At 59.4% G+C, this 19,593-nt stretch carries 15 protein-coding genes; 11 read left to right on the top strand and 4 right to left on the bottom strand.

Features of this window, described 5'->3' with window-relative positions; translation table 11 throughout:
* The first annotated feature begins 412 nt into the window (after positions 1-412).
* Positions 413-4,288, top strand: a complete 3,876-nt coding sequence (gene hrpA / locus HC757_RS03140; protein ID WP_425313944.1) for an ATP-dependent RNA helicase HrpA — start codon at positions 413-415, stop codon at positions 4,286-4,288.
* A gap of 67 nt (positions 4,289-4,355) precedes the next feature.
* Here hrpA and asnS read toward each other — a convergent pair whose 3' ends face one another.
* On the bottom strand, positions 4,356-5,756 hold the full coding sequence (asnS, locus tag HC757_RS03135) for an asparagine--tRNA ligase (protein WP_169562866.1): 1,401 nt from the start codon (positions 5,754-5,756) through the stop codon (positions 4,356-4,358).
* Between the two features lie 153 nt (positions 5,757-5,909).
* Between asnS and HC757_RS03130 the strand changes: the two genes are divergently transcribed.
* Positions 5,910-6,245 (top strand): hypothetical protein, encoded by a 336-nt coding sequence (locus HC757_RS03130; RefSeq protein WP_169563319.1) that lies wholly within the window; start codon positions 5,910-5,912, stop codon positions 6,243-6,245.
* Here the strand turns inward: HC757_RS03130 and HC757_RS03125 are convergent.
* Both HC757_RS03125 and pabB read right to left on the bottom strand, forming a co-directional pair.
* A complete protein-coding gene (locus tag HC757_RS03125) occupies positions 6,224-6,838 on the bottom strand; it encodes a CoA pyrophosphatase (RefSeq protein WP_169562865.1) in 615 nt (204 codons plus the stop codon). The genes HC757_RS03130 and HC757_RS03125 overlap by 22 nt on opposite strands.
* A gap of 73 nt (positions 6,839-6,911) precedes the next feature.
* Positions 6,912-8,318, bottom strand: a complete 1,407-nt coding sequence (gene pabB, locus HC757_RS03120) for an aminodeoxychorismate synthase component I (protein ID WP_169562864.1) — start codon at positions 8,316-8,318, stop codon at positions 6,912-6,914.
* Positions 8,319-8,597: 279 nt separating this feature from the next.
* Between pabB and HC757_RS03115 the strand changes: the two genes are divergently transcribed.
* From HC757_RS03115 to HC757_RS03105, 3 genes are all read left to right on the top strand, one after another.
* On the top strand, positions 8,598-10,112 hold the full coding sequence (locus tag HC757_RS03115) for a fumarate hydratase (protein ID WP_244623084.1): 1,515 nt from the start codon (positions 8,598-8,600) through the stop codon (positions 10,110-10,112).
* A gap of 155 nt (positions 10,113-10,267) precedes the next feature.
* Positions 10,268-12,319 (top strand): dipeptidyl-peptidase 5, encoded by a 2,052-nt coding sequence (locus HC757_RS03110; RefSeq protein WP_169562863.1) that lies wholly within the window; start codon positions 10,268-10,270, stop codon positions 12,317-12,319.
* Between the two features lie 311 nt (positions 12,320-12,630).
* The gene (locus HC757_RS03105; protein ID WP_169562862.1) at positions 12,631-12,834 is read left to right on the top strand and encodes a hypothetical protein; all 204 of its coding nucleotides are present in this window, start codon (positions 12,631-12,633) and stop codon (positions 12,832-12,834) included.
* A 52-nt stretch (positions 12,835-12,886) separates the two neighbouring features.
* Here the strand turns inward: HC757_RS03105 and HC757_RS03100 are convergent, their stop codons facing one another.
* On the bottom strand, positions 12,887-13,309 hold the full coding sequence (locus HC757_RS03100) for a VOC family protein (RefSeq protein WP_169562861.1): 423 nt from the start codon (positions 13,307-13,309) through the stop codon (positions 12,887-12,889).
* Between the two features lie 176 nt (positions 13,310-13,485).
* On the opposite strand from HC757_RS03100, the gene rimJ reads away from it, so the two are divergent.
* The 6 genes from rimJ (at position 13,486) to HC757_RS03070 (ending at position 19,543) form a co-directional block, all read left to right on the top strand.
* The gene (rimJ, locus tag HC757_RS03095; protein ID WP_169562860.1) at positions 13,486-14,025 is read left to right on the top strand and encodes a ribosomal protein S5-alanine N-acetyltransferase; all 540 of its coding nucleotides are present in this window, start codon (positions 13,486-13,488) and stop codon (positions 14,023-14,025) included.
* A gap of 42 nt (positions 14,026-14,067) precedes the next feature.
* Complete coding sequence (locus HC757_RS03090) at positions 14,068-14,730, top strand: glutathione S-transferase N-terminal domain-containing protein (RefSeq protein WP_169562859.1); 663 nt, start codon at positions 14,068-14,070, stop codon at positions 14,728-14,730.
* A 189-nt stretch (positions 14,731-14,919) separates the two neighbouring features.
* Positions 14,920-16,305 carry a prephenate-dependent tRNA uridine(34) hydroxylase TrhP gene (trhP, locus tag HC757_RS03085; protein ID WP_211164258.1) on the top strand — a complete coding sequence of 462 codons (1,386 nt, stop codon included), beginning with the start codon at positions 14,920-14,922 and terminating at the stop codon, positions 16,303-16,305.
* A 1-nt stretch (position 16,306) separates the two neighbouring features.
* Positions 16,307-16,555 carry a YfhL family 4Fe-4S dicluster ferredoxin gene (locus HC757_RS03080; RefSeq protein ID WP_169562858.1) on the top strand — a complete coding sequence of 83 codons (249 nt, stop codon included), beginning with the start codon at positions 16,307-16,309 and terminating at the stop codon, positions 16,553-16,555.
* A gap of 150 nt (positions 16,556-16,705) precedes the next feature.
* Positions 16,706-18,073 carry a glutamine synthetase family protein gene (locus HC757_RS03075; protein WP_169562857.1) on the top strand — a complete coding sequence of 456 codons (1,368 nt, stop codon included), beginning with the start codon at positions 16,706-16,708 and terminating at the stop codon, positions 18,071-18,073.
* Between the two features lie 78 nt (positions 18,074-18,151).
* Positions 18,152-19,543 carry an aldehyde dehydrogenase family protein gene (locus tag HC757_RS03070; RefSeq protein WP_169562856.1) on the top strand — a complete coding sequence of 464 codons (1,392 nt, stop codon included), beginning with the start codon at positions 18,152-18,154 and terminating at the stop codon, positions 19,541-19,543.
* Positions 19,544-19,593: the final 50 nt, after the last annotated feature.

Raw genomic sequence — 19,593 nt, 5'->3', positions numbered from 1 at the left:
CATTGTCGCCAGAATCCGCAAAACAGGCAAGGAGGGGATTGAAATTGCGGGATGAAATGCTGACAAAGGAAACAAACAGTTACACATGAGTAACACAGAAAAGCTCGATGGCGTGCGGCCGCAACACCCAGGTTTGGCTCAATGTCATGCAGGCGCCGAGCGCCCTCATGCCCTGGCTTAGGTTGGGGCCCAAGCCGGGGGCCAGATCGGGGACTAGGTCGGGTGCATGGATGGTGCCGGGCTATGGCGGCGACACGGCAATAGACATGGCGGCTAGCCGGCAATGGGACAACGGGAGCTGGGCAGGGGGCAGATAAGCACATTTGCCCGCCAATCCATTGAATTAGCCATACCCATAGGGCCCTTTCCTTGCTAGGATCCTGGCCTTTGAAGTCGGCAATGGAATTTGGATTTGAACTCGGACAAACACCCGCTATCGAACGCGTTTCTCTCCCTTTGTTATCAGACGGATGCGTCCAGGATCCGTCGGCGTTTGTTCAGGCTGAATAAAGAAGCCGATTCGGACAAGAAGACGGCGGCGCTGGCGCAGCTTGCCGAGGCGGCCAAGGCGTCTTATGCCAAGGTTCAGCAACGCCGGGCGGCCAGGCCCGGCATAAGCTATCCGGATAACCTGCCCGTCTCCCTGATGCGGGATGAGATAGCCAGCACCATAGCCGTCAACCAGGTGGTGATCATCGCAGGTGAAACCGGCTCGGGCAAGACCACCCAGCTGCCGAAGATCTGCCTCGAGTTGGGCCTGGGCTGCCGCGGCCTGATAGGCCATACCCAGCCAAGGCGACTGGCCGCCCGCAGCGTTGCCAGCCGGATTGCCGAGGAAATCAACAGCCCCCTGGGCGAGGCCGTCGGCTTCAAGGTGCGCTTCGCCGATGCCATCAAGAGCGACTCCTACATCAAGCTGATGACAGACGGCATCTTGCTGGCCGAGTTGACCTCGGACAAGTTTCTCGATCAGTACGACGCCATCATCATAGACGAGGCCCACGAGCGCAGCCTCAACATAGACTTCATTCTCGGCTACCTGAAACAGGTGCTCAGGAAGCGGCCGGATCTCAAGGTGATCATCACCTCGGCCACCATAGACGTGGAGCGTTTCTCCCAACATTTCAATCAGGCGCCTGTCATCGAAGTCTCGGGGCGTACCTACCCGGTCGAGACCCGCTATCGCCCCTTGCTGCAGGAGCAGGATGCAGATCTGGATGTCACCGAGGGCATCTTCGCCGCCGTCGATGAGCTGGTCGCCGAAGGCCCGGGCGACATACTGATCTTCATGAACGGTGAGCGCGAAATCCGCGATACCGCCGAGCAGCTCAACCGCCGCCAGTACCGCGACACGGAAGTGCTGCCCCTGTACGCCAGGTTATCCTACGGCGAGCAGTCCAAGGTGTTCAACAGCCACAGGGGGCGACGCATAGTGCTGGCAACCAACGTGGCCGAGACCTCGCTGACTGTGCCGGGGATCCGCTATGTCATAGATCCGGGCACGGCCCGCATCAGCCGCTACAGCTACCGCACCAAGGTGCAGCGATTGCCGATAGAGCCCATCTCCCAGGCCAGCGCCAACCAGCGCCAGGGGCGTTGCGGCCGGGTCGGCCCGGGGATCTGCATCCGCCTCTACGACGAGGCGGACTTCAACAACAGGCCAGAGTTCACAGATCCCGAGATCCTGCGCACCAATCTGGCCTCCGTCATACTGCAGATGCTGGCCATAGGCCTGGGCGACATAGGGGCCTTCCCCTTCATTCAGCCACCGGATCAACGCCATATCCGCGATGGCTTCCTGTTGCTGGAAGAGCTGCAGGCGGTGAAGCAGCAAGCCAACAAGCTGGTGTTGACGCCGCTTGGCAAAAACTTGGCCCGGATCCCTGTGGATCCCCGCCTGGCGCGGATGGTGATAGAGGCGCACCAGCTGGGCTGTCTCAACGAAGCCTTGGTCATAGTCGCCGGCCTGTCCATTCAGGATCCCCGCGAGCGGCCGATGGACAAGAAACAGGCGTCCGACGAGGCCCACAGGCGCTTCGCCGATAAAGACTCGGACTTCGTCTCCTGGGTCAAGCTGTGGCAGTACCTCAAGGAACAGCAGAAGGCCTTGTCGGCGAGCCAGTTCCGCAAATTATGCCGCGACGAATACCTGGCCTACCTCAGGGTGCGCGAATGGCAGGACTTGTACACTCAGCTGAAACAGGCGGTGCATGAACTCAAGTGGCGCCTGAACGACACCCCGGCGGATTATGACAATCTGCATAAGGCCCTGCTGGCGGGGCTCTTGAGCCAGATAGGTTTCAAGGACGCCAACAACGAATACCTGGGCGCCCGCAACCGCAAGTTTTTCGTGTTTCCCGGTTCGCCGTTGGCCAAGAAGGGGCCCAAGTGGATCATGGCCGCCGAGCTGACCGAGACCTCACGCCTGTTTGCCCGCTGCTGCGCCAAGATCCAGCCCGAATGGCTCGAATCCCTGGCAGCCCACCTGGTGAAGAAGAGCTATGTCGAGCCGCATTTCGAGGCCAAACCCGCCAGCGTCATCGCCTTCGAGAATCAGGTGCTCTACGGCCTGAACATAGTGAGCCGGCGCAAGGTACAGTACGGCCCGATAGATCCGGTCGAGGCGCGGGAGATCTTCATCCGCAGCGCCCTGGCCGAAGGTCAGTTGCAGACCCAGGAAGCCTTCTTCGTCAACAATCAGAAGCTGCTCGAGGATGTGGAGTCGCTGGAGCATAAGTCACGCCGGCGCGATATCCTGGTGGATGAGCAAGTGCTGGTGGACTTCTACGAGCCGCGGATCCCGGCCGGCATCTACAACGGCCAGCTGTTCTTCGGTTGGTGGAAAACCGCCCGCCGTCAGCAGCCGGAGCTGCTGGATTTCAGCCCAGAGCTGCTGATGCAGCGCAGCGGTGCCCATGTGTCGGCGCTGGACTTCCCCGAGAGTTGGCACAAGGGCAATCTGAGCCTCAAGCTGAGCTACCATTTCGAACCTGCGGCCCTGGACGATGGCGTGTCCGTGCACATTCCCGTGGCGCTGCTCAATCAGATAGACGAGCAGGATTTCGACTGGCTGGTGCCTGGCCTGAGGGAAGAGAAATGCGTGGCGCTGATAAAATCCCTGCCCAAGACCCTGAGACGCAACTTCGTGCCGGCGCCCGATTATGGCCGCGCCTGCGTGCAGGCGATGACGCCGTTCGAGCAGCCCTTGCTGCCGGCCATGTGCAAGCAGCTGCTGCGCATGAGCGGGGTACGGCTGACGCCGGAGGACTTCGACCTGAGTCAGCTGGCGGCCCATCTGCAGCTTAATTTCAAGATAGAAGACGATAACCATAAGTTGGTCGCCCAGGGGCGGCAACTTGAGCCGCTCAAGGCCGAGCTGCAGGGGGTGGTGGCCAAGGCCATACGCCAGGTGGCCGATTCCGGCATAGAGCAGAGTGCGCTCACCGACTGGAGCTTCGGTGAGCTGCCGCTGCAGTATCAGCAGCAGAAGGGCAACTATCAGGTCAAGGCCTTCCCGGCCCTGGTCGATACCAAGGATAGCGTCGCCATCAAGCTGTTCGATGACGAGTACGAGGCGCAGACCACCCATAGGCAGGGGCTGCGGCGCTTGCTGCTGCTCAACATCCCCTCGCCGGTGAAACATCTGCAGCAGGCGTTGCCGAACAAAGCCAAGTTGGCCATGTATTTCAATCCCTTCGGCCAGGTGCAGGTGTTGATCGATGACATCATCGCCGCGGCTGTGCAGCAGTTGCTGGACGAGAAGGGCCTGGATGTGCGTAACCCGGAGCAGTTCGAGCAGGCCAAGGAGTGGGTGCGCCAGGAGCTTAACCCCACCGCCGAGCAGATCTCCCTCAAGGTGGAGAAGATCCTCACCCTGTACCAGAAGATCAAGAAGCGTCTCAAGGGCAAGATCAGCCTGGATATCGCCTTCGCCATGAGTGATATCCAGAGCCAGCTCGATGCGCTGGTGTTCAAGGGCTTCGTCGAGGCCTGTGGCTGGAAGCGCTTGGGCGATGTGGCCAGGTATTTGTCCGCCATAGAGAAGCGTCTGGATAAGTTGCCGGTGGATCCCAGCCGCGACCGGTTGCACATGCACAGCATCAACAAGGTGCAGGAGGTGCTGGCGAGTCAGTTGGCCAAGCTTCCGCGCTCCATGCCGGTGCCCGAGGTGCTGGTGGAGGCACGCTGGATGATAGAAGAATACCGGGTGTCCTGCTTCGCCCAGGTGCTGGGCACTGCCTATCCCATCTCGGAGAAGCGGATCCTCAACCAGATAAGCCAGGCCTGAGCCGTAGCGCTGAACAGGCAATAAAAAACGCGCCTCGGCGCGTTTTTTTATGTCCCAAGGCTAAAGCTTAGAAGTTGGCGGTGCGGGGGGCCCGGGGGAAGGGGATCACGTCGCGGATGTTGTTCACGCCCGTGACATAGGACACCAGACGCTCGAAGCCCAGACCGAAGCCTGAGTGAGGCACAGTGCCGTAACGACGCAGGTCGCGATACCACCAGTAATCTTCCTGCTCCAGACCCATCTCGGCCAGGCGGGCATCCAGCACGTCCAGACGCTCTTCACGCTGAGAGCCACCTATGATCTCGCCTATGCCGGGAGCCAGCACGTCCATGGCGGCGACTGTCTTGCCGTCGTCGTTGAGACGCATGTAGAAGGCCTTGATATCTTTGGGGTAGTTTTTCACTACCACAGGGGCCTTGAAGTGCTCTTCGGCCAGATAACGCTCATGTTCCGAGGAAAGATCTATACCCCAGGAGACGGGGAATTCGAAGCTCTTGCCGCTGTTGCGCAGGATCTCGACCGCATCCGTGTAATCGACCTGGGCGAAATCGCTGCTGACGAAGGATTGCAGACGTTCTATCACCGTCTTGTCGACCCGCTGGGCGAAAAATTCCAGATCGTCCATGCGCTCGGTCAATACCGCATTGAAGGCATACTTCAGCATGCCTTCGGCGAGGCTGGCCACATCGTTCAGGGTGGCGAAGGCGACTTCCGGCTCGACCATCCAGAATTCGGCCAAGTGACGGCTGGTGTTGGAGTTTTCGGCGCGGAAGGTCGGGCCGAAAGTATATATTTTGGACAGGGCACAGGCGTAAGTCTCGCCGTTCAGCTGACCCGATACCGTCAGGAAGGCTTCCTTACCGAAGAAGTCCTTGTCATAGTCGACCTTGCCTTCGCTGGTGCGCGGCAGGTTTTCCATGTCCAGGGTCGAGACGCGGAACATCTCGCCGGCACCTTCGGTGTCCGAGGCGGTGATCAGCGGGGTGGATACCCAGATGAAGCCTTGCTCATGGTAGAACCTGTGAATGGCCTGGGACAGACAGTTACGCACCCGGGCGACGGCACCTATGATGTTGGTGCGGGGACGCAAGTGAGCCAGCTCACGCAAATGCTCGATAGAATGACGCTTGGCCGCCATGGGGTAGGTGTCTGGATCATCGACCCAGCCGGTCACTTCCACAGCCGTGGCCTGCAGTTCGAATGCCTGGCCTGCGCCCGGGGATTCGACCACGTTGCCCGTCATGATGACGGAGCAACCCGCCGTCAGCTTCAATATCTGCTCGTTGTAATTGTCTAAGCTATTTGGCACCACGCCCTGAATAGGGTCGAAACAGGAACCGTCATATACGGCCAGGAAAGAGATACCGGCCTTGGAATCGCGACGGGTTCTGACCCAGCCGCGAACCGTGACTTGCGAACCGACCGCGTGCTCACCTTTAAATACAGAAGCGACAGATGCAATGCTCATTGTTGCTTAGTTCTCCAACGAAAAACGTTTTTATATAAAAAATTTGGAGGTTTATATTACCTTGCTGGTGGCTTTTCTCAAGCTGAAAAAGGTATTCTGACTCAATATGGCAAATCTTTAATGGAATAAGCGCATGGGGGAGTCGGCGATATGATGAAAAAAAGGAAAATATTTCAGATTTGTCTGGCGACTCTGTCACTTGCCGGTTGGTCCCTGGCCCTGTATGCCCTCTTGGTGTTCGATGAGGCCAGGCCGGAGCGTGCCTTCGGCAACCTGCTCAGCCAGGGCTCGCCGGCGCGTTTGCATTGGGATCCCGAGCCGACCCTGTTGCTGGAGACATTGCTCTGGATTTGCACCGGGATAAGTGTGGTCAGCCTGGTGGTCAATTACTATATGGCGCACCATAGCCGCATCGGCTATTGGTTCAATATTCCCTTATTATTGCTCTGTTCCCTGTCGGCCGGCCTCTATTTGAACCTGTTCGTCTGACGCCGCCCCTGGGGCTGGTATGTCGGCACGCCCAGCTGACGGCAGAGAATGTCTATGATGGCCGCCGTCGCGCCCCAGATGAATTTGGTCCCGAAGGGGATAAATACCACTGTGTAGTAGCGGCCATTGCGCAGGAATTGGCGTTTATGCCGGTTCATGGGGTCGATAACGAAGGACAGGGGCAGGGTGAAATACTCGGCCACCTCGCCGGGATCCAGTCTCGGCTCGAAGGCGTCTCTGACCAGGCCGACAACCGGGGTGATCTCGAATCCCGTGATTGTCTTGTGGGCGGGGAGTTGCCCCAGGACCTCGACATTGGCCGGGTGCAGACCTATCTCTTCCTCGGCTTCGCGCAGTGCCGTTGCCGTGTCATCGGCATCGCCGGCTTCCACCTTGCCACCGGGAAAGCTTATCTGGCCAGGATGGGCACGCAGGTGCAGGGGTCTTCGGGTCAATACCAGCTGCAGTTCCCCCTCTATGTCCGCCAACGCCACCAATACCGCGGCCTTTCTGAGGCCGGCACCGTGCGGTGTCGCCAGCGGTGGCGATAGCGGGTGTAAGCTGTATCTGAGTCGGAATTCTGTCTGATCCATATGCTGCCCGTTAGCCGCCTGCTGGCTCAATTTGCCCTGCACTGCCTATGCTGAGTCTCGCCAATGCCGAGTCTCATTCGAGCAAGGGCAGGATACGGCTGACCTTGTCGAAACTCTCCTGATATTCGGCCTCCATCTGTGAGTCGGCCACTATGCCGCCACCGGCCCAACAATAGAGTTTGCCGCCTTCGGCGACCAGGGTGCGGATGGTGATGCTGGTATCCATCTGCCCATCCTGGCTCAGGTAGCCTATGGATCCACAATACAGGCTGCGGCGTGCCGGTTCCAGCTCTTCGATGATCTGCATCGCCCGTATCTTGGGTGCGCCGGTGATCGAGCCGCCGGGAAATGCCGCCCTGAGCAGATCTGTGGCCCCATATTGAGGGGCCAGGGTGGCGCAGACTGTGCTGACCAGATGGTGCACCGCGGGAAAGCTCTCCACCTCGAACAGGGCCGGAACAGATACGGAACCTGGGCTGGCGACCTTGCCTATGTCGTTGCGCAGCAGGTCGACTATCATCAGGTTCTCCGCCCTGTCCTTGGGCGAGGCCTGCAGCCGTTTGGCCGCGGCGGCGTCCAGCACAGGATCTGCATGACGCGGCAGTGTGCCCTTGATGGGTTTGGTCTGGATCTGGTCGCCCCTGAGCTGAATGAAACGTTCGGGGGAGATGGATAGCAGGGCCTGCTGCGGCAGCCGCATGAAGGCGGAGAAGGGCGCCGCATTGGCCTGGCGTAACTTGCAATAGGCCTGCCATTCATCGCCCTGGTAGTCGGCGCTGAACCTCTGGGTCAGGTTGATCTGATAACAGTCGCCGCTATGCAGATACTCCTGCACCCTGGCGAATTTTTCCGCGTATTCGGCCTGGGTGATTTGCTTCTGCCAGGGGGAGGTGAGGGCGAAGGCCAGGGTTTCCCTCGTGCTCAGCAAGCTGGCCTCGAGCCGTTGCAGCTCAAGTTCGAGGGCGGCTTCGCCCCGGTAATGCAGCAGATGCCAGCCTTTATCCTGATAGTCGAAGATCAATGCCCAGTCGTAGAAGCCGATATTCATCTCCGGCAGCTCTATGTCCCGACGCGAGGTGGCGGGCAGCTTCTCTATTCGTCGTCCCAAGTCATAGCTGAAGCTGCCCAGGGCGCCGCCACCGAAGGGAAAGCGGCTGGTTTTGGCTTCGGGAAAGAGGCGTTGCAGTGTGCCGCTGAGCAGCGCGAACGGCTCTTGGCTCAGGCGTTCGCTGTGGCTCGGCTTGCCGGCTTGCCAATGGCTCAATTCCGTCTGCGCTCCGCGGGTGACTAAGGTCGCTATGGGGGCGGCGCAGATGATATCGTAACGGGCATCCTGGTGGCTGGCGTCGGCGGAATCGAGCAGGACGGCCCAGGGCAAGTGGGCGAAGTGACCGAAGAGCGTCCGGGTGTCTATGTCCCAGTCCAGTTGACGGCAAGCCAATTGAGGTGAAACCCGGGAAGACGCTGCGTCTGTGTCCATAACCTAAACCTATTAAAAATGTGATGTAGCCCCAAAAGGGCGGAAAGAGTATCATATTGGCCATTAAAGCACTAAGAGGTTAAATCGGCACCGGATAACACGGGAAAAGGCGTGCAAACCCGTCGGCACCGATCCCCGAGTGGCTGAGTGAATACAGGCGAATGAAAGCCCAATATCTATACCCGAATCATTACCATAACTACTAGAAAGAGTTAGGCCGCAATGGCTGCTGGAGCGCCCACTATGTCTATGAATACAACTGTGTCTGGAACCCCTCAGATGATCAAACAAGCCGATTTTATCGAGAGCATCGCCGATGCCCTGCAATACATCTCTTATTATCATCCGAAAGACTTCGTCGACGCCATGGCCGCGGCCTATGAGCGTGAAGAGAGCACCGCGGCCAAGGATGCGATCGCGCAGATCTTGATCAACTCGCGCATGTCCGCCGAAGGCAAACGTCCCCTGTGCCAGGACACAGGCATAGTGACCTGTTTCGTTAAGGTCGGTATGGGCGTGCAGTGGGACAAGACAGACATGACAGTACAGCAGATGGTGGATGAAGGTGTGCGCCGTGCCTACACCAATCCGGATAACCCGCTGCGTGCCTCTATCGTTGCCGATCCCGCCGGCAGCCGTAAGAACACCAAGGACAATACCCCTTCGGTGGTGCACATAGACATGGTGGCCGGTCATCATATCGAAGTGATGATCGCCGCCAAGGGCGGTGGCTCGGAGAACAAGGCCAAGATGGCGATGCTCAATCCGTCCGATGATATCGCCGCCTGGGTAGAGAAGACGCTGCCGACCATGGGTGCCGGCTGGTGTCCTCCCGGCATGCTGGGCATAGGCATAGGCGGCACCGCAGAGAAAGCCGCAGTGCTGGCCAAGGAAGCCTTGATGGAGAGCGTCGATATTCATGAATTGCTGGCCCGCGGCGCCGAGACCACGGAAGAGCAGCTGCGCCTGGACATCTTCAAGCGTGCCAATGCCCTTGGCATAGGCGCCCAGGGCCTGGGCGGCCTGACCACAGTGCTGGACATCAAGATCAAGTCGGCACCGACCCACGCGGCATCCAAGCCGGTGGTGATGATCCCCAACTGCGCCGCCACCCGCCACGTGCATTTCCACCTGGATGGCACTGGGCCTGCCGAGCTGACGCCGCCATCCCTGGCCGATTGGCCGGAAATCACCCGTGAAGTGGGGGCCGACGTGCGCCGGGTGAACCTGGATACCGTCACCCAGGCGGATATAGAACAGTGGCAGAGTGGCGAGACCATACTGCTCAGCGGCAAGATGCTCACGGGCCGGGATGCGGCGCATAAGCGCATCCAGAGCCTGATCGAAAGCGGCGAAGGCCTGCCGGAAGGGGTGGATTTCAGCGGCAAGTTCATCTATTACGTCGGCCCCGTCGATCCCGTCGGCACCGAAGTGGTTGGTCCTGCCGGCCCGACGACCGCGACCCGCATGGATAAGTTCACCGATCTCATGCTGGATAAGACAGGTCTGATGGGCATGATAGGCAAGGCCGAGCGCGGACCCGCGACTGTGGCGTCGATCAAGAAACACAAGGCAGTGTACCTGATGGCCGTTGGCGGCGCCGCTTACCTGGTGTCCAAGGCGATCAAGAAATCCCGGGTGGTGGCCTTCGAAGATCTGGGGATGGAAGCCATCTATGAATTCGACGTTCAGGACATGCCTGTGACTGTGGCCGTGGATTCACAAGGGGTCAACGCCCATGAAACCGGCCCGGCGATTTGGAAAGTGAATATAGCCAACGCCGCCAATGCCTAAGCCCTAGGCGCTAGTCAGACATTTTGTCACAAAATACTCGCTCAGACAGGCAATTCAGGCTTGCCTGAGCGTTTTTGTTTGGCTAGTGTGTTTAACTAAATAAATGATAAATTAATGACATAGCAACAAAATCAACTCAAAACGGAAGAATAAGAATGAAAATGACTCCCCTGTTATTGGCGCTGGGGGCCGCTGGACTGGCCCTGTCGGCCCAAGCCGCCGAACCCGTTCCCTTCAATGTACAACAGTTGGTCAAGCTCAATAAGCTGCAATCGGCCGCCGTCTCCAAGGATGGCACTAAGCTCGTCTATGGCCTCAAGACCCTGGACGCCAAGGGGGATGCCAGTGCGGATCTCTATCTGCTGGATCTCGCCGAGCCCGGTGCCAAGCCACAACAGCTGACCACGGCCAGCGGCACAGAGCATGACGTGGCCTTCGCCCCGGATGGCAAATCTGTGTATTTTATCGCCGCCCGCAATGGCTCGAGCCAGATCTATAATCTGGCCCTGAATGGCGGCGAAGCCAGGCAGGTAACAGATCTGCCGCTGGATGTCGAAGCTTACAAGTTATCCAATGATGGCAAGCAGCTGGTGATGAGCATCAGGGTCTTCCCCGAGTGTGCCGACCTGGCCTGTTCCAAAGACAAGTTTGCCCAGGAAGCGCAGCGCAAGAGCACGGGACGCGAATATCAGCAGCTGATGGTACGCCATTGGGATACCTGGGGCGATCATGCCCGCGGTCACTTGTTCGTCGCTCAGCTCGGCGGTCAGATGCTGACCGACGCCGTCGATGTCACCCAGGGCAGGGATACAGAAACCCCGCCCAAGCCATTCTCCGGCATGGAAGAGGTGAGCTTCACCCCGGACGGTAAGCATATCGTCTACAGTGCCAAGGCGCCGGGCAAAGATCAGGCCTGGACCACGAATTACGACATCTGGCAGGTGCCGGTCGCCGGTGGCAAGACGGTTAACCTGACCGAAGACAATCAGGCCTGGGATGCCCAGCCGACTTTCTCAGCCGATGGTCGCTACATGGCGTACCTGGCGATGAAGAAACCCGGCTTCGAGGCCGACAGGTACGCCATCATGCTGCGCGACACTGTCACAGGCCAGGTGAAGGAAATCGCTCCCCTGTGGGACAGGAGCCCCAGCTCCATAGCGTTCGGTCCGGATGACCGTACCTTGTATGTCACCGCCCAGGATCTGGGTCAGGTCAGCATCTTCGAGGTCAACACTCAGTTCGGTGACGTACGCAGCATCTACAACGAAGGCAGCAACAGCCTGCTGGCCGTGACCCGGGATAAGGTGATCTTCGAACATAAGGCGCTGGATCGGCCCGGCGACTTCTACACAGTCAACCTGGATGGCCAGGGGCTGCAGCGCCTGACCGATGTCAACAAGGACAAGCTGGCGGAGATCAAGTTCGGCGACTATCAGCAGTTCAGCTTCAAGGGCTGGAATAACGAGCAAGTCTACGGCTATTGGATAAAGCCGGCCAACTTCAAGGAAGGGACTCAATACCCCGTCGCCTATCTGGTGCATGGCGGTCCCCAAGGCTCCTTCGGCAACAGTTTCAGCGGCCGCTGGAACGCCCAGTTGTGGGCGGGTGCCGGCTACGGTGTCGTCATGGTGGACTTCCACGGTTCGACCGGTTATGGCCAGGCCTTCACGGATTCCATCTCCCTGGACTGGGGCGGCAAGCCCTTGGAAGACTTGCAGAAGGGCTTGGCGGCCGTCGGCAAGCAGCAGAAGTGGCTGGACACGGATAACGCCTGTGCCTTGGGCGGCTCCTACGGCGGTTACATGATGAACTGGATCCAGGGTAACTGGAACGACGGTTTCAAGTGCCTGGTGAATCATGCCGGCCTGTTCGATATGCGCTCCATGTACCATGTGACGGAGGAACTCTGGTTCCCTGAGTATGAGTTCGGTGGCAGCTATGAGCAGAGCAAGGCCCTGTACGAGAAGTTCAACCCGGCCAACTATGTGGAAAACTGGAAGACGCCCATGTTGGTGATCCATGGTGAGAAGGACTTCCGCGTGCCTTACGATCAGGGACTGGCGGCCTTCAGCTTCATGCAGCGTCAAGGGATCCCTTCAGAGCTGCTGATCTACCCGGATGAGAATCACTGGATCCTCAATCCCGACAACCTGCAGCAGTGGTACGCCAAGGTACTGGGCTGGATGGACCGCTGGACCCAAAAATAATCCGGGCCAGAATAATCCGGGCCAAAATAATCAGGGTTAGTCTAGGTTAAGCTGCTAAAAAGCCAGGACTCTGTCCTGGCTTTTTTATGCCAGGAATTTTTCCCTGACCAGCCGCATGCGGCAGGTTGCTAACAAGCTGTAATTAAATTGATTTCAGTACTCGTTGGCCCCTGGCGGATTTGCCATTCCAGAGTGGCGTGCTAACGTGATTCGTGTAATCAATCTGCCGGCAGGCCCCCTGGTTCCATGACTATGGCATAGCCAAAGTCACGGGGCAGAAGGTTTATGGTCGCGACTACCGGGCCACGGACATGCCGGGCCGGCCCAAGCAGCAAGGCTATGCCCTGGTCCTCAGGGCCAGAGATGCCAGTCATGCCTACCTTGGCCTGGACCTGAGCTATGGTCAGTTGCGGGATCTGGTCAATTACCTGCGCCTGAGCTGGAGTCCCCAACCCGGGGAGCTGAGTCTCGAGAGCGTGGGGCGACTGCGGGTTTCTGGTGCTTTGGGCACCTGACGTTTAGTGCTCAGCCCCAGTACTCAGATCATGGCTCTGGTCAGTACTCTGGTCATGACTCTTGATCATCGCTATGGCCGCTATGGCGCGGCGCCAGCAGTTTCAATTCTACCTTGTTGTCATCCGGGTCATAGATGTACACAGACTGGCTGTAGCCTCTGGCGCCATACTTTTCACTCAAGGACTCGTGCCGCACCCCATGCTGACGCAGGTGGGCCAGCAGCGCCCGGCCGTCGGTCTGGGCCAGGTTGAGGCAGAAATGCGCCATATTCCCGGTCAAAACCCTGGGCTTATCTTCGCCGGGTTCGGCGTATGTCAGGTCGATCAGCGCCGCTCCGGCCCTCAGCTGCACCAGCACAGGCTCGGCCAGTCTGCGCTCGACCCGGCAACCCAGCACCCGGCAATAGAAGGCCTCGCTGGCGGCGAGGTCGCGGCAATTGAGCACTATATGGTCCAGATCCAGAATAGATATCATGGGGCTTCCTCTGCTTCATCGCCACCGACCTAGGTCATGCCTCGGGGCCTGGCGGGCGTCTGCCATTGTTTCTTGATTGAAAGGCATTTATTATCAGTAGCATAAATGTTTTTTAGCACCCGCCTGTGCACCGTTCCACTGGCAGGCTCGCATAAAGTGTATACGAGAAATAACCCATGATAGCAACATCGCGAACCCGGCTGGAGATACAGGCCCCGGCAGCCGCACCACTCCTGCTCAGTTATCACAGGGAAAACCGGCAGCATCTGGCGCCCTGGGAGCCCGTCCGCGGCGAGGATTACCTGACCCTGGGCCATTGGCAGCAAGCCTCGGCGGCGGCCCAGGCGGGCTTCGATGACGGCAGCGACTATAAGTTTGTCGCCCTGAATAAAGCGCGCACCGACATCATAGGCATGGCCAATTTCACCTGCGTGTCCCGCGGCGCCTTCCAGGCCTGTTTCCTCGGCTATTCGATCGCCCACAAGTACCAGGGCCAGGGGCTGATGCAGGAGATTTTGACCGCGGGCCTGGACTATGTCTTCAACGAGGTGGGGCTGCATAGGGTGATGGCCAACTATATGCCGGACAATGAGCGCAGCGCAGCCCTGTTGGCGCGCTTGGGTTTCGAGCGCGAAGGCTATGCCAAATCCTATCTCAAGATTGCCGGCAGCTGGCAGGATCATGTGTTGACCTCCAAGGTCAATCCAGCCGGTTAAGGCCGCTGACAGCAGGCCAAGGCCGACTCACAGAGGGATGATATGGAACGACTGATATGGGTATATGATTCTCCTTTTTCCCGGAGCATCAAATGGCTGTTGCTGGAAAACGACATACGGCATGAAGATCATCTGCTGTCCTGGGACGAGCTGCTGACGGATGAGTTGCTGGCCCGGGCCAACCCCAAGAAACAAGTGCCAGTATTGCTGGGGGAGGCGGGCGTCCGGGTGGATTCGCTGCTGATCGCCCTGGATTACCTGCCAGGGAATTGGCATCAAACCCTGGATGCCAAATTGTTCCGCCTCGCCGACTCGGATGTCGAGGCGGCCATCATATTTCTGTTCAGGGCCAGGTTGCTCTCTAGCAAGTTCGGCGAGTCAGAAAACAGCGCCCTGATGCGGCAGGCGGGTATTGAGGCTTATAAAGCGAGTGTCGATTACCTGTTGGATACATTATTGGCGGATAAGCACAGCTTACCCGGATGCGATTTCGGTGCCGTGCTGCTCCTGTCGACCCTGCTGGCGGCCCTTTCCCTGGCCGATGCCAAGCTGTCTGGCTATCGTCATCCCGAGCTGGCGGCGTTTATCCGCGGGGTAGAGGAAAATGCCAGTTACCGGCGCATGCTCGCCGAGTGCCAGGGGAAGCCTGGCAATTGGGTCCCCTTCGAATTTCACCCGTTTCTGGCGCAGGCCCTTGAGGGGTGAAGCTGCGCCGCTTCCACGCCTGAACCCACGAAACATACCCGGCACGCGGCGCGCCAGAACGCCTAAAGTTGATCTGGATCAATGAGAGTGCAGTTAAATCCCGGCGGCTTGGGGTATTGATTGCCGCAAGAAAACGACCTTTTACAATGGCGGCTTTCCTGTTTCAGACGTTCGAGTGAGTCCTATATTATGTCCGAGTTGTTGTCTCCCGCCGGGAGTTTGAAGAACATGCGTTACGCCTTCGCCTATGGTGCCGATGCCGTCTATGCCGGCCAGCCGCGCTATTCCCTGCGGGTACGCAACAATGAGTTCGACATGCCGACCCTGGCCCTGGGCATAGACGAGGCCCATAGCCTGGGTAAGAAATTCTATGTGGTGAGCAACATAGCCCCCCATAACGGCAAACTGACCACCTTCATCAAAGACATGACGCCCGTCATCCAGATGCGGCCGGATGCCGTCATACTCTCGGATCCCGGGTTAATCATGTTGGTACGGGAGCATTTTCCCGACATGCCTGTGCATCTGTCGGTGCAAGCCAACGCCATCAACTGGGCGACGGTCAAGTTTTGGCACCAACAGGGAATCGAGCGGGTGATACTGTCACGGGAATTATCCCTGGATGAGATAGAGGAGATACGTTTTCGCTGCCCGGAAGTCGAGTTGGAAGTCTTCGTGCATGGGGCTCTCTGCATGGCCTATTCCGGCCGCTGCCTCCTGTCCGGCTATATCAACAAGCGCGATCCCAATCAGGGCACCTGCACCAATGCCTGTCGCTGGCAATATTCCGCCCATCCGGCCAGTGAAACCGAGACGGGTGACATAATAGCCACGGCGCCGGTCGGCCTGTACCTGCCCGAAGCCCAGGCAGCGACCAGCGCGCCGCGCGATGAGATCTTCCTGCTGCAGGAGCAGGGGCGTCCGGGGGAATACCTGCCGACCTTCGAAGACGAACACGGCACCTACATAATGAACTCCAAAGACTTGCGGGCGGTCGAGCATGTGGAGCGCCTGGTGAAGATGGGGGTGCACTCGCTGAAAATCGAGGGCAGGACCAAGTCCTTCTATTATTGCGCCCGCACGGCGCAGATCTACCGCCAGGCGATAGACGATGCCATGCAGGATAGAGGCTTCAATCCCGCTCTGGCCAAGTCGCTGGAACACTTGGCCCATAGGGGCTACACAGAGGGGTTCCTGCAGCGCCATCGCCACCAGGACATGCAGAACTACGACCATGGCCACTCCAGGAGTGACAGTCAGCAATTCGTCGGCGAAGTGCTGGGCCGCAACGCCCTGGGGCTGGTGGAGATAGAGGTCAAGAATAAATTCCTGGTCGGTGACCGCCTCGAGCTGATGACCCCTGAGGGCAACCTGAGCTTCACCCTGACCCGGATGCAATCGGCCAAGGGAGAGGCCATAGAAGATGCCAAGGGGGCCGGCTACAAGGTGGCTATTGCCCTGGAGACGGAGCTCAATCTGGCCTATGGGATCCTGATGCGCTACCTGACGCCAGAGCACTCGGCTCCCGAGCCTGCTGGCCAGTCTTTGCCCCAGGGGCAGCAAGGGGGGCGCTGATATGGCATTGCGCATTTTGGATGACTGCATCAACTGCGACATGTGTGAGCCCGAGTGCCCCAATGGGGCGATCGCCCTGGGGGAAGCCATCTATGAGATCGACAGCGCCAAGTGTACCGAATGTGTCGGTCATTATGATAAGCCCCAATGCGTCAGGGCCTGTCCGATAGCTTGTATCGCCCCGGATCCCGAGCGGGTGGAGGATGACGCCGGCTTGCTGGCAAAATACCTGAGCCTCTACCCTCAATAGTCCCGACCAAGCCTGAGCCTGGCCCAGCCCTTGGCCGGCCTCCGGAGCCTTGCATTGGCAGAAATGGTGAAAAAAATTTCGCCGCCTATGACATTTGATGCCATATTTTCAAATGGATAGACAGAGAGCCCAGTGCAAGGGAGGACGCTTATGCAAGCCAGAGAGGTCAAGACCCGGGCCCAGGCCATGGCGATAGTGGAAGAGCGGGGCCTGAGCCATGTCAAAGTCGGCCTGTTCGACAACGACGGGGTGATGCGCGGCAAATACATGGCGAAGGAGAAATTTTTCGCCTCGCTGGAGAAAGGCTTCGCCTTCTGCGACGTGGTGCTGGGCTGGGACATGAAAGACAGGCTCTATGATAATAGCCGCTACACAGGCTGGCACACCGGCTACCCGGATGCGCCCGTGCGCATCTTGCCCGATACCTGCCGTGATGTGATAGGCGAAGCCGGCATGTTGCTCTTCCTGGCCGAGTTTACCGGCGACGCCGAAGCCATCTGCCCCAGGGGCTGCCTGCGGCGGGTGCTGGCTTTGGCCGATAAGCTGGGTTTCGACGCCTTCGCGGCGCTGGAGTACGAGTTTTTCCTGTTCGATGAAACCCCGCACTCCATCCGCGAGAAGCATTACCTGAATCTCAAGCCCATCACCCCCGACTGGTTCGGCTATTCCATGCTGCGCAACTCTGTGCATTCCGAGTTGTATCACGACATTCTCGCCATGGGACAGACCATGGATTTTCCCATCGAGAGCCTGCATACGGAAACCGGCCCAGGGGTGATAGAGGCGGCCATCACGGTCGACCAGGCCTGTGCCGCCGCCGACAAGGCCGCCTTGTTCAAGACCTTCATGAAGGTCCTGGCCCAGAGGCGCAACCTGCTGGCCACCTTCATGGCCAAGTGGTCGGGGGATTACCCAGGGCAGAGCGGGCATATTCACCTGTCGCTGCGCCATAAGGACGGCACATCGGCCTTCTTCGATGCCGATGCGCCACATAACATGAGCCAACTGCAACGGCATTTCCTCGCCGGGCAGCAGCGGCTGATGCCCGAGTTGCTCTGCCTGATAGCGCCGACCATCAACAGCTATACCCGCATGGTGCCCGGCTTCTGGGCGCCGACGGATGCCACTTGGGGGGTAGAGAATCGCACCACGGCGCTGCGGCTCATTCCTGGGTCTGCGGCTTCCCAGCGTATCGAGTACCGCCTCGGCGCCGCCGATGCCAATCCTTATCTGGCACTGGCGGCGGCGCTCGGCAGCGGCCTCTACGGCATAATGCATAAGTGGGAGCCTCTGCCCGAGGTGAAGGGCAATGCCTACGACCAGACCCATGATGCCTCCCTGGCGCTGCCGACCAGCCTCTGGGAGGCGGCGGCGCAGTTGAAGCAATCCCAGGCGGCCGGGACGCTGTTTGGCGAGGCCTTCGTGACGCATTTCGCCGCCAGTCGGGAATGGGAGGAGCGCGAGTTTCGCCGCCAGGTGACGGATTGGGAACTGCAACGCTATTTCGAGATAGTTTAACCTTGAGGCCGGGTTCAAGTTCGTTGGCGGCCGGGCCGGAGTAGCAGCTGAAGCACAGGCAACAACCGAGGGCAGCGCATGAGTCAATTCCAGGACACCCTATCCCCCATAGACGGCAGCGTCTACGTCAGCCGGGCGCTGGCGGACGACGCCCAAATAGCGCGTGTGCTCGCCGAGGCCAGGGGGGCCCAGCGGGACTGGGCGGCCACGCCCCTGGCACAGCGTCAGGCCATCTGTACCGGGGCGGTGGCGTACCTGCTGGCCCAACGGGAGGACATAGCCCTGGAGCTCTGCTGGATGATGGGCCGGCCGCTGCGCTACGCCGCGAGCGAGGTCGCCGGGCTCGCCGAGCGGGCCAGTTACATGATAGCCGCGGCGCCCGCCGCCCTGGCACCCCTGACCCTGGCAGCCAAGCCGGGCTTCAGCCGTTACATCCAACATGAACCCCTGGGGCTGGTGTTCGTCATAGCGCCCTGGAATTATCCCTATCTCACTGCCATCAACAGCCTGGTGCCGGCCTTGCTGGCGGGTAACTGCGTCTTGTTGAAGCATTCGGCCCAGACCCCACTCTGTGCCGAGCGTTTGTATGCCGCTTTCGAGGCCGCCGGCTTGCCCCCCGGAGTGCTGAGCTACCTGCATCTGAACCATGAGGCCACCACCAAGATCATCGCCTCGGGGGCGGTCAACCATGTGGCCTTCACCGGTTCTGTGACGGCGGGCGCACTGGTGGAGCGGGCCGCCGCCGGCCGCTTCATCGGCCTGGGGCTGGAGCTCGGCGGCAAAGATCCCGCCTATGTCCGGCACGACGCCGAGCTTGACGGCGCGGTGGCGAGCGTCGTCGACGGCGCCTTCTTCAATTCGGGCCAGTCCTGCTGCGCCATAGAGCGTGTCTATGTTCACGCGGACATCTATGATGCCTTTGTCGCCAGGGCCGTCGCCTCGGTGAAGGCCTACCGACTGGGGCGCAGCGACGATCCCCAAACCACCCTGGGACCCCTGGTCAACGCGGCGGCGGCCGATTTCGTCCGGGGGCAAATTCAGGAGGCGCTGGCCCAGGGGGCAGTGGCCCACATAGACGAGGCGTTGTTCCCATTGAGCCGTCCCGGCACGCCCTATCTGGCGCCGCAGCTGCTGACCCAGGTCAACCATGGGATGCGGCTGATGACCCAGGAGTCCTTCGGCCCTGTGGTGGGCATAATGAAGGTCGCAGGCGATGAGGAGGCACTCACCCTGATGAACGACAGCGAATTTGGCCTGAGCGCCAGCATCTTCACCCGGGATATAGTGACCGGCATCGCCCTGGGCGAGCGCCTGGAAACCGGCACCTTCTTCATCAACAGGTGCGATTACCTGGATCCCGGGCTCGCCTGGACAGGGGTGAAGCAATCGGGCAGGGGATGCAGCCTGTCGGAATTGGGATTCGGTTACCTGACCAGACCCAAGTCTTTTCACATCAAACATCAGTGTTGATAGAGCATCTTTTTCATGCACCCACAACAGAGGGGGGCTCAGGAGGCGGT

The sequence above is a fragment of the Shewanella salipaludis genome (genome assembly GCF_012911865.1).
Classification (GTDB): domain Bacteria; phylum Pseudomonadota; class Gammaproteobacteria; order Enterobacterales; family Shewanellaceae; genus Shewanella; species Shewanella salipaludis.
The sequence above is the reverse complement of the archived record's forward strand: the minus strand, read 5'-3'. Positions and strand labels throughout refer to the sequence as shown.

Excerpts from the sequence above, each read along its gene's own strand:
- asnS (WP_169562866.1), bottom strand. The coding sequence starts at position 5,756 with ATGAGCATTGCATCTGTCGCTTCTGTATTTAAAGGTGAGCACGCGGTC.
- HC757_RS03130 (WP_169563319.1), top strand. The coding sequence starts at position 5,910 with ATGAAAAAAAGGAAAATATTTCAGATTTGTCTGGCGACTCTGTCACTT.
- HC757_RS03125 (WP_169562865.1), bottom strand. The coding sequence starts at position 6,838 with ATGGATCAGACAGAATTCCGACTCAGATACAGCTTACACCCGCTATCG.
- pabB (WP_169562864.1), bottom strand. The coding sequence starts at position 8,318 with ATGGACACAGACGCAGCGTCTTCCCGGGTTTCACCTCAATTGGCTTGC.
- HC757_RS03115 (WP_244623084.1), top strand. The coding sequence starts at position 8,598 with ATGATCAAACAAGCCGATTTTATCGAGAGCATCGCCGATGCCCTGCAA.
- HC757_RS03110 (WP_169562863.1), top strand. The coding sequence starts at position 10,268 with ATGAAAATGACTCCCCTGTTATTGGCGCTGGGGGCCGCTGGACTGGCC.
- HC757_RS03105 (WP_169562862.1), top strand. The coding sequence starts at position 12,631 with ATGCCGGGCCGGCCCAAGCAGCAAGGCTATGCCCTGGTCCTCAGGGCC.
- HC757_RS03100 (WP_169562861.1), bottom strand. The coding sequence starts at position 13,309 with ATGATATCTATTCTGGATCTGGACCATATAGTGCTCAATTGCCGCGAC.
- rimJ (WP_169562860.1), top strand. The coding sequence starts at position 13,486 with ATGATAGCAACATCGCGAACCCGGCTGGAGATACAGGCCCCGGCAGCC.
- HC757_RS03090 (WP_169562859.1), top strand. The coding sequence starts at position 14,068 with ATGGAACGACTGATATGGGTATATGATTCTCCTTTTTCCCGGAGCATC.
- trhP (WP_211164258.1), top strand. The coding sequence starts at position 14,920 with ATGTCCGAGTTGTTGTCTCCCGCCGGGAGTTTGAAGAACATGCGTTAC.
- HC757_RS03080 (WP_169562858.1), top strand. The coding sequence starts at position 16,307 with ATGGCATTGCGCATTTTGGATGACTGCATCAACTGCGACATGTGTGAG.
- HC757_RS03075 (WP_169562857.1), top strand. The coding sequence starts at position 16,706 with ATGCAAGCCAGAGAGGTCAAGACCCGGGCCCAGGCCATGGCGATAGTG.
- HC757_RS03070 (WP_169562856.1), top strand. The coding sequence starts at position 18,152 with ATGAGTCAATTCCAGGACACCCTATCCCCCATAGACGGCAGCGTCTAC.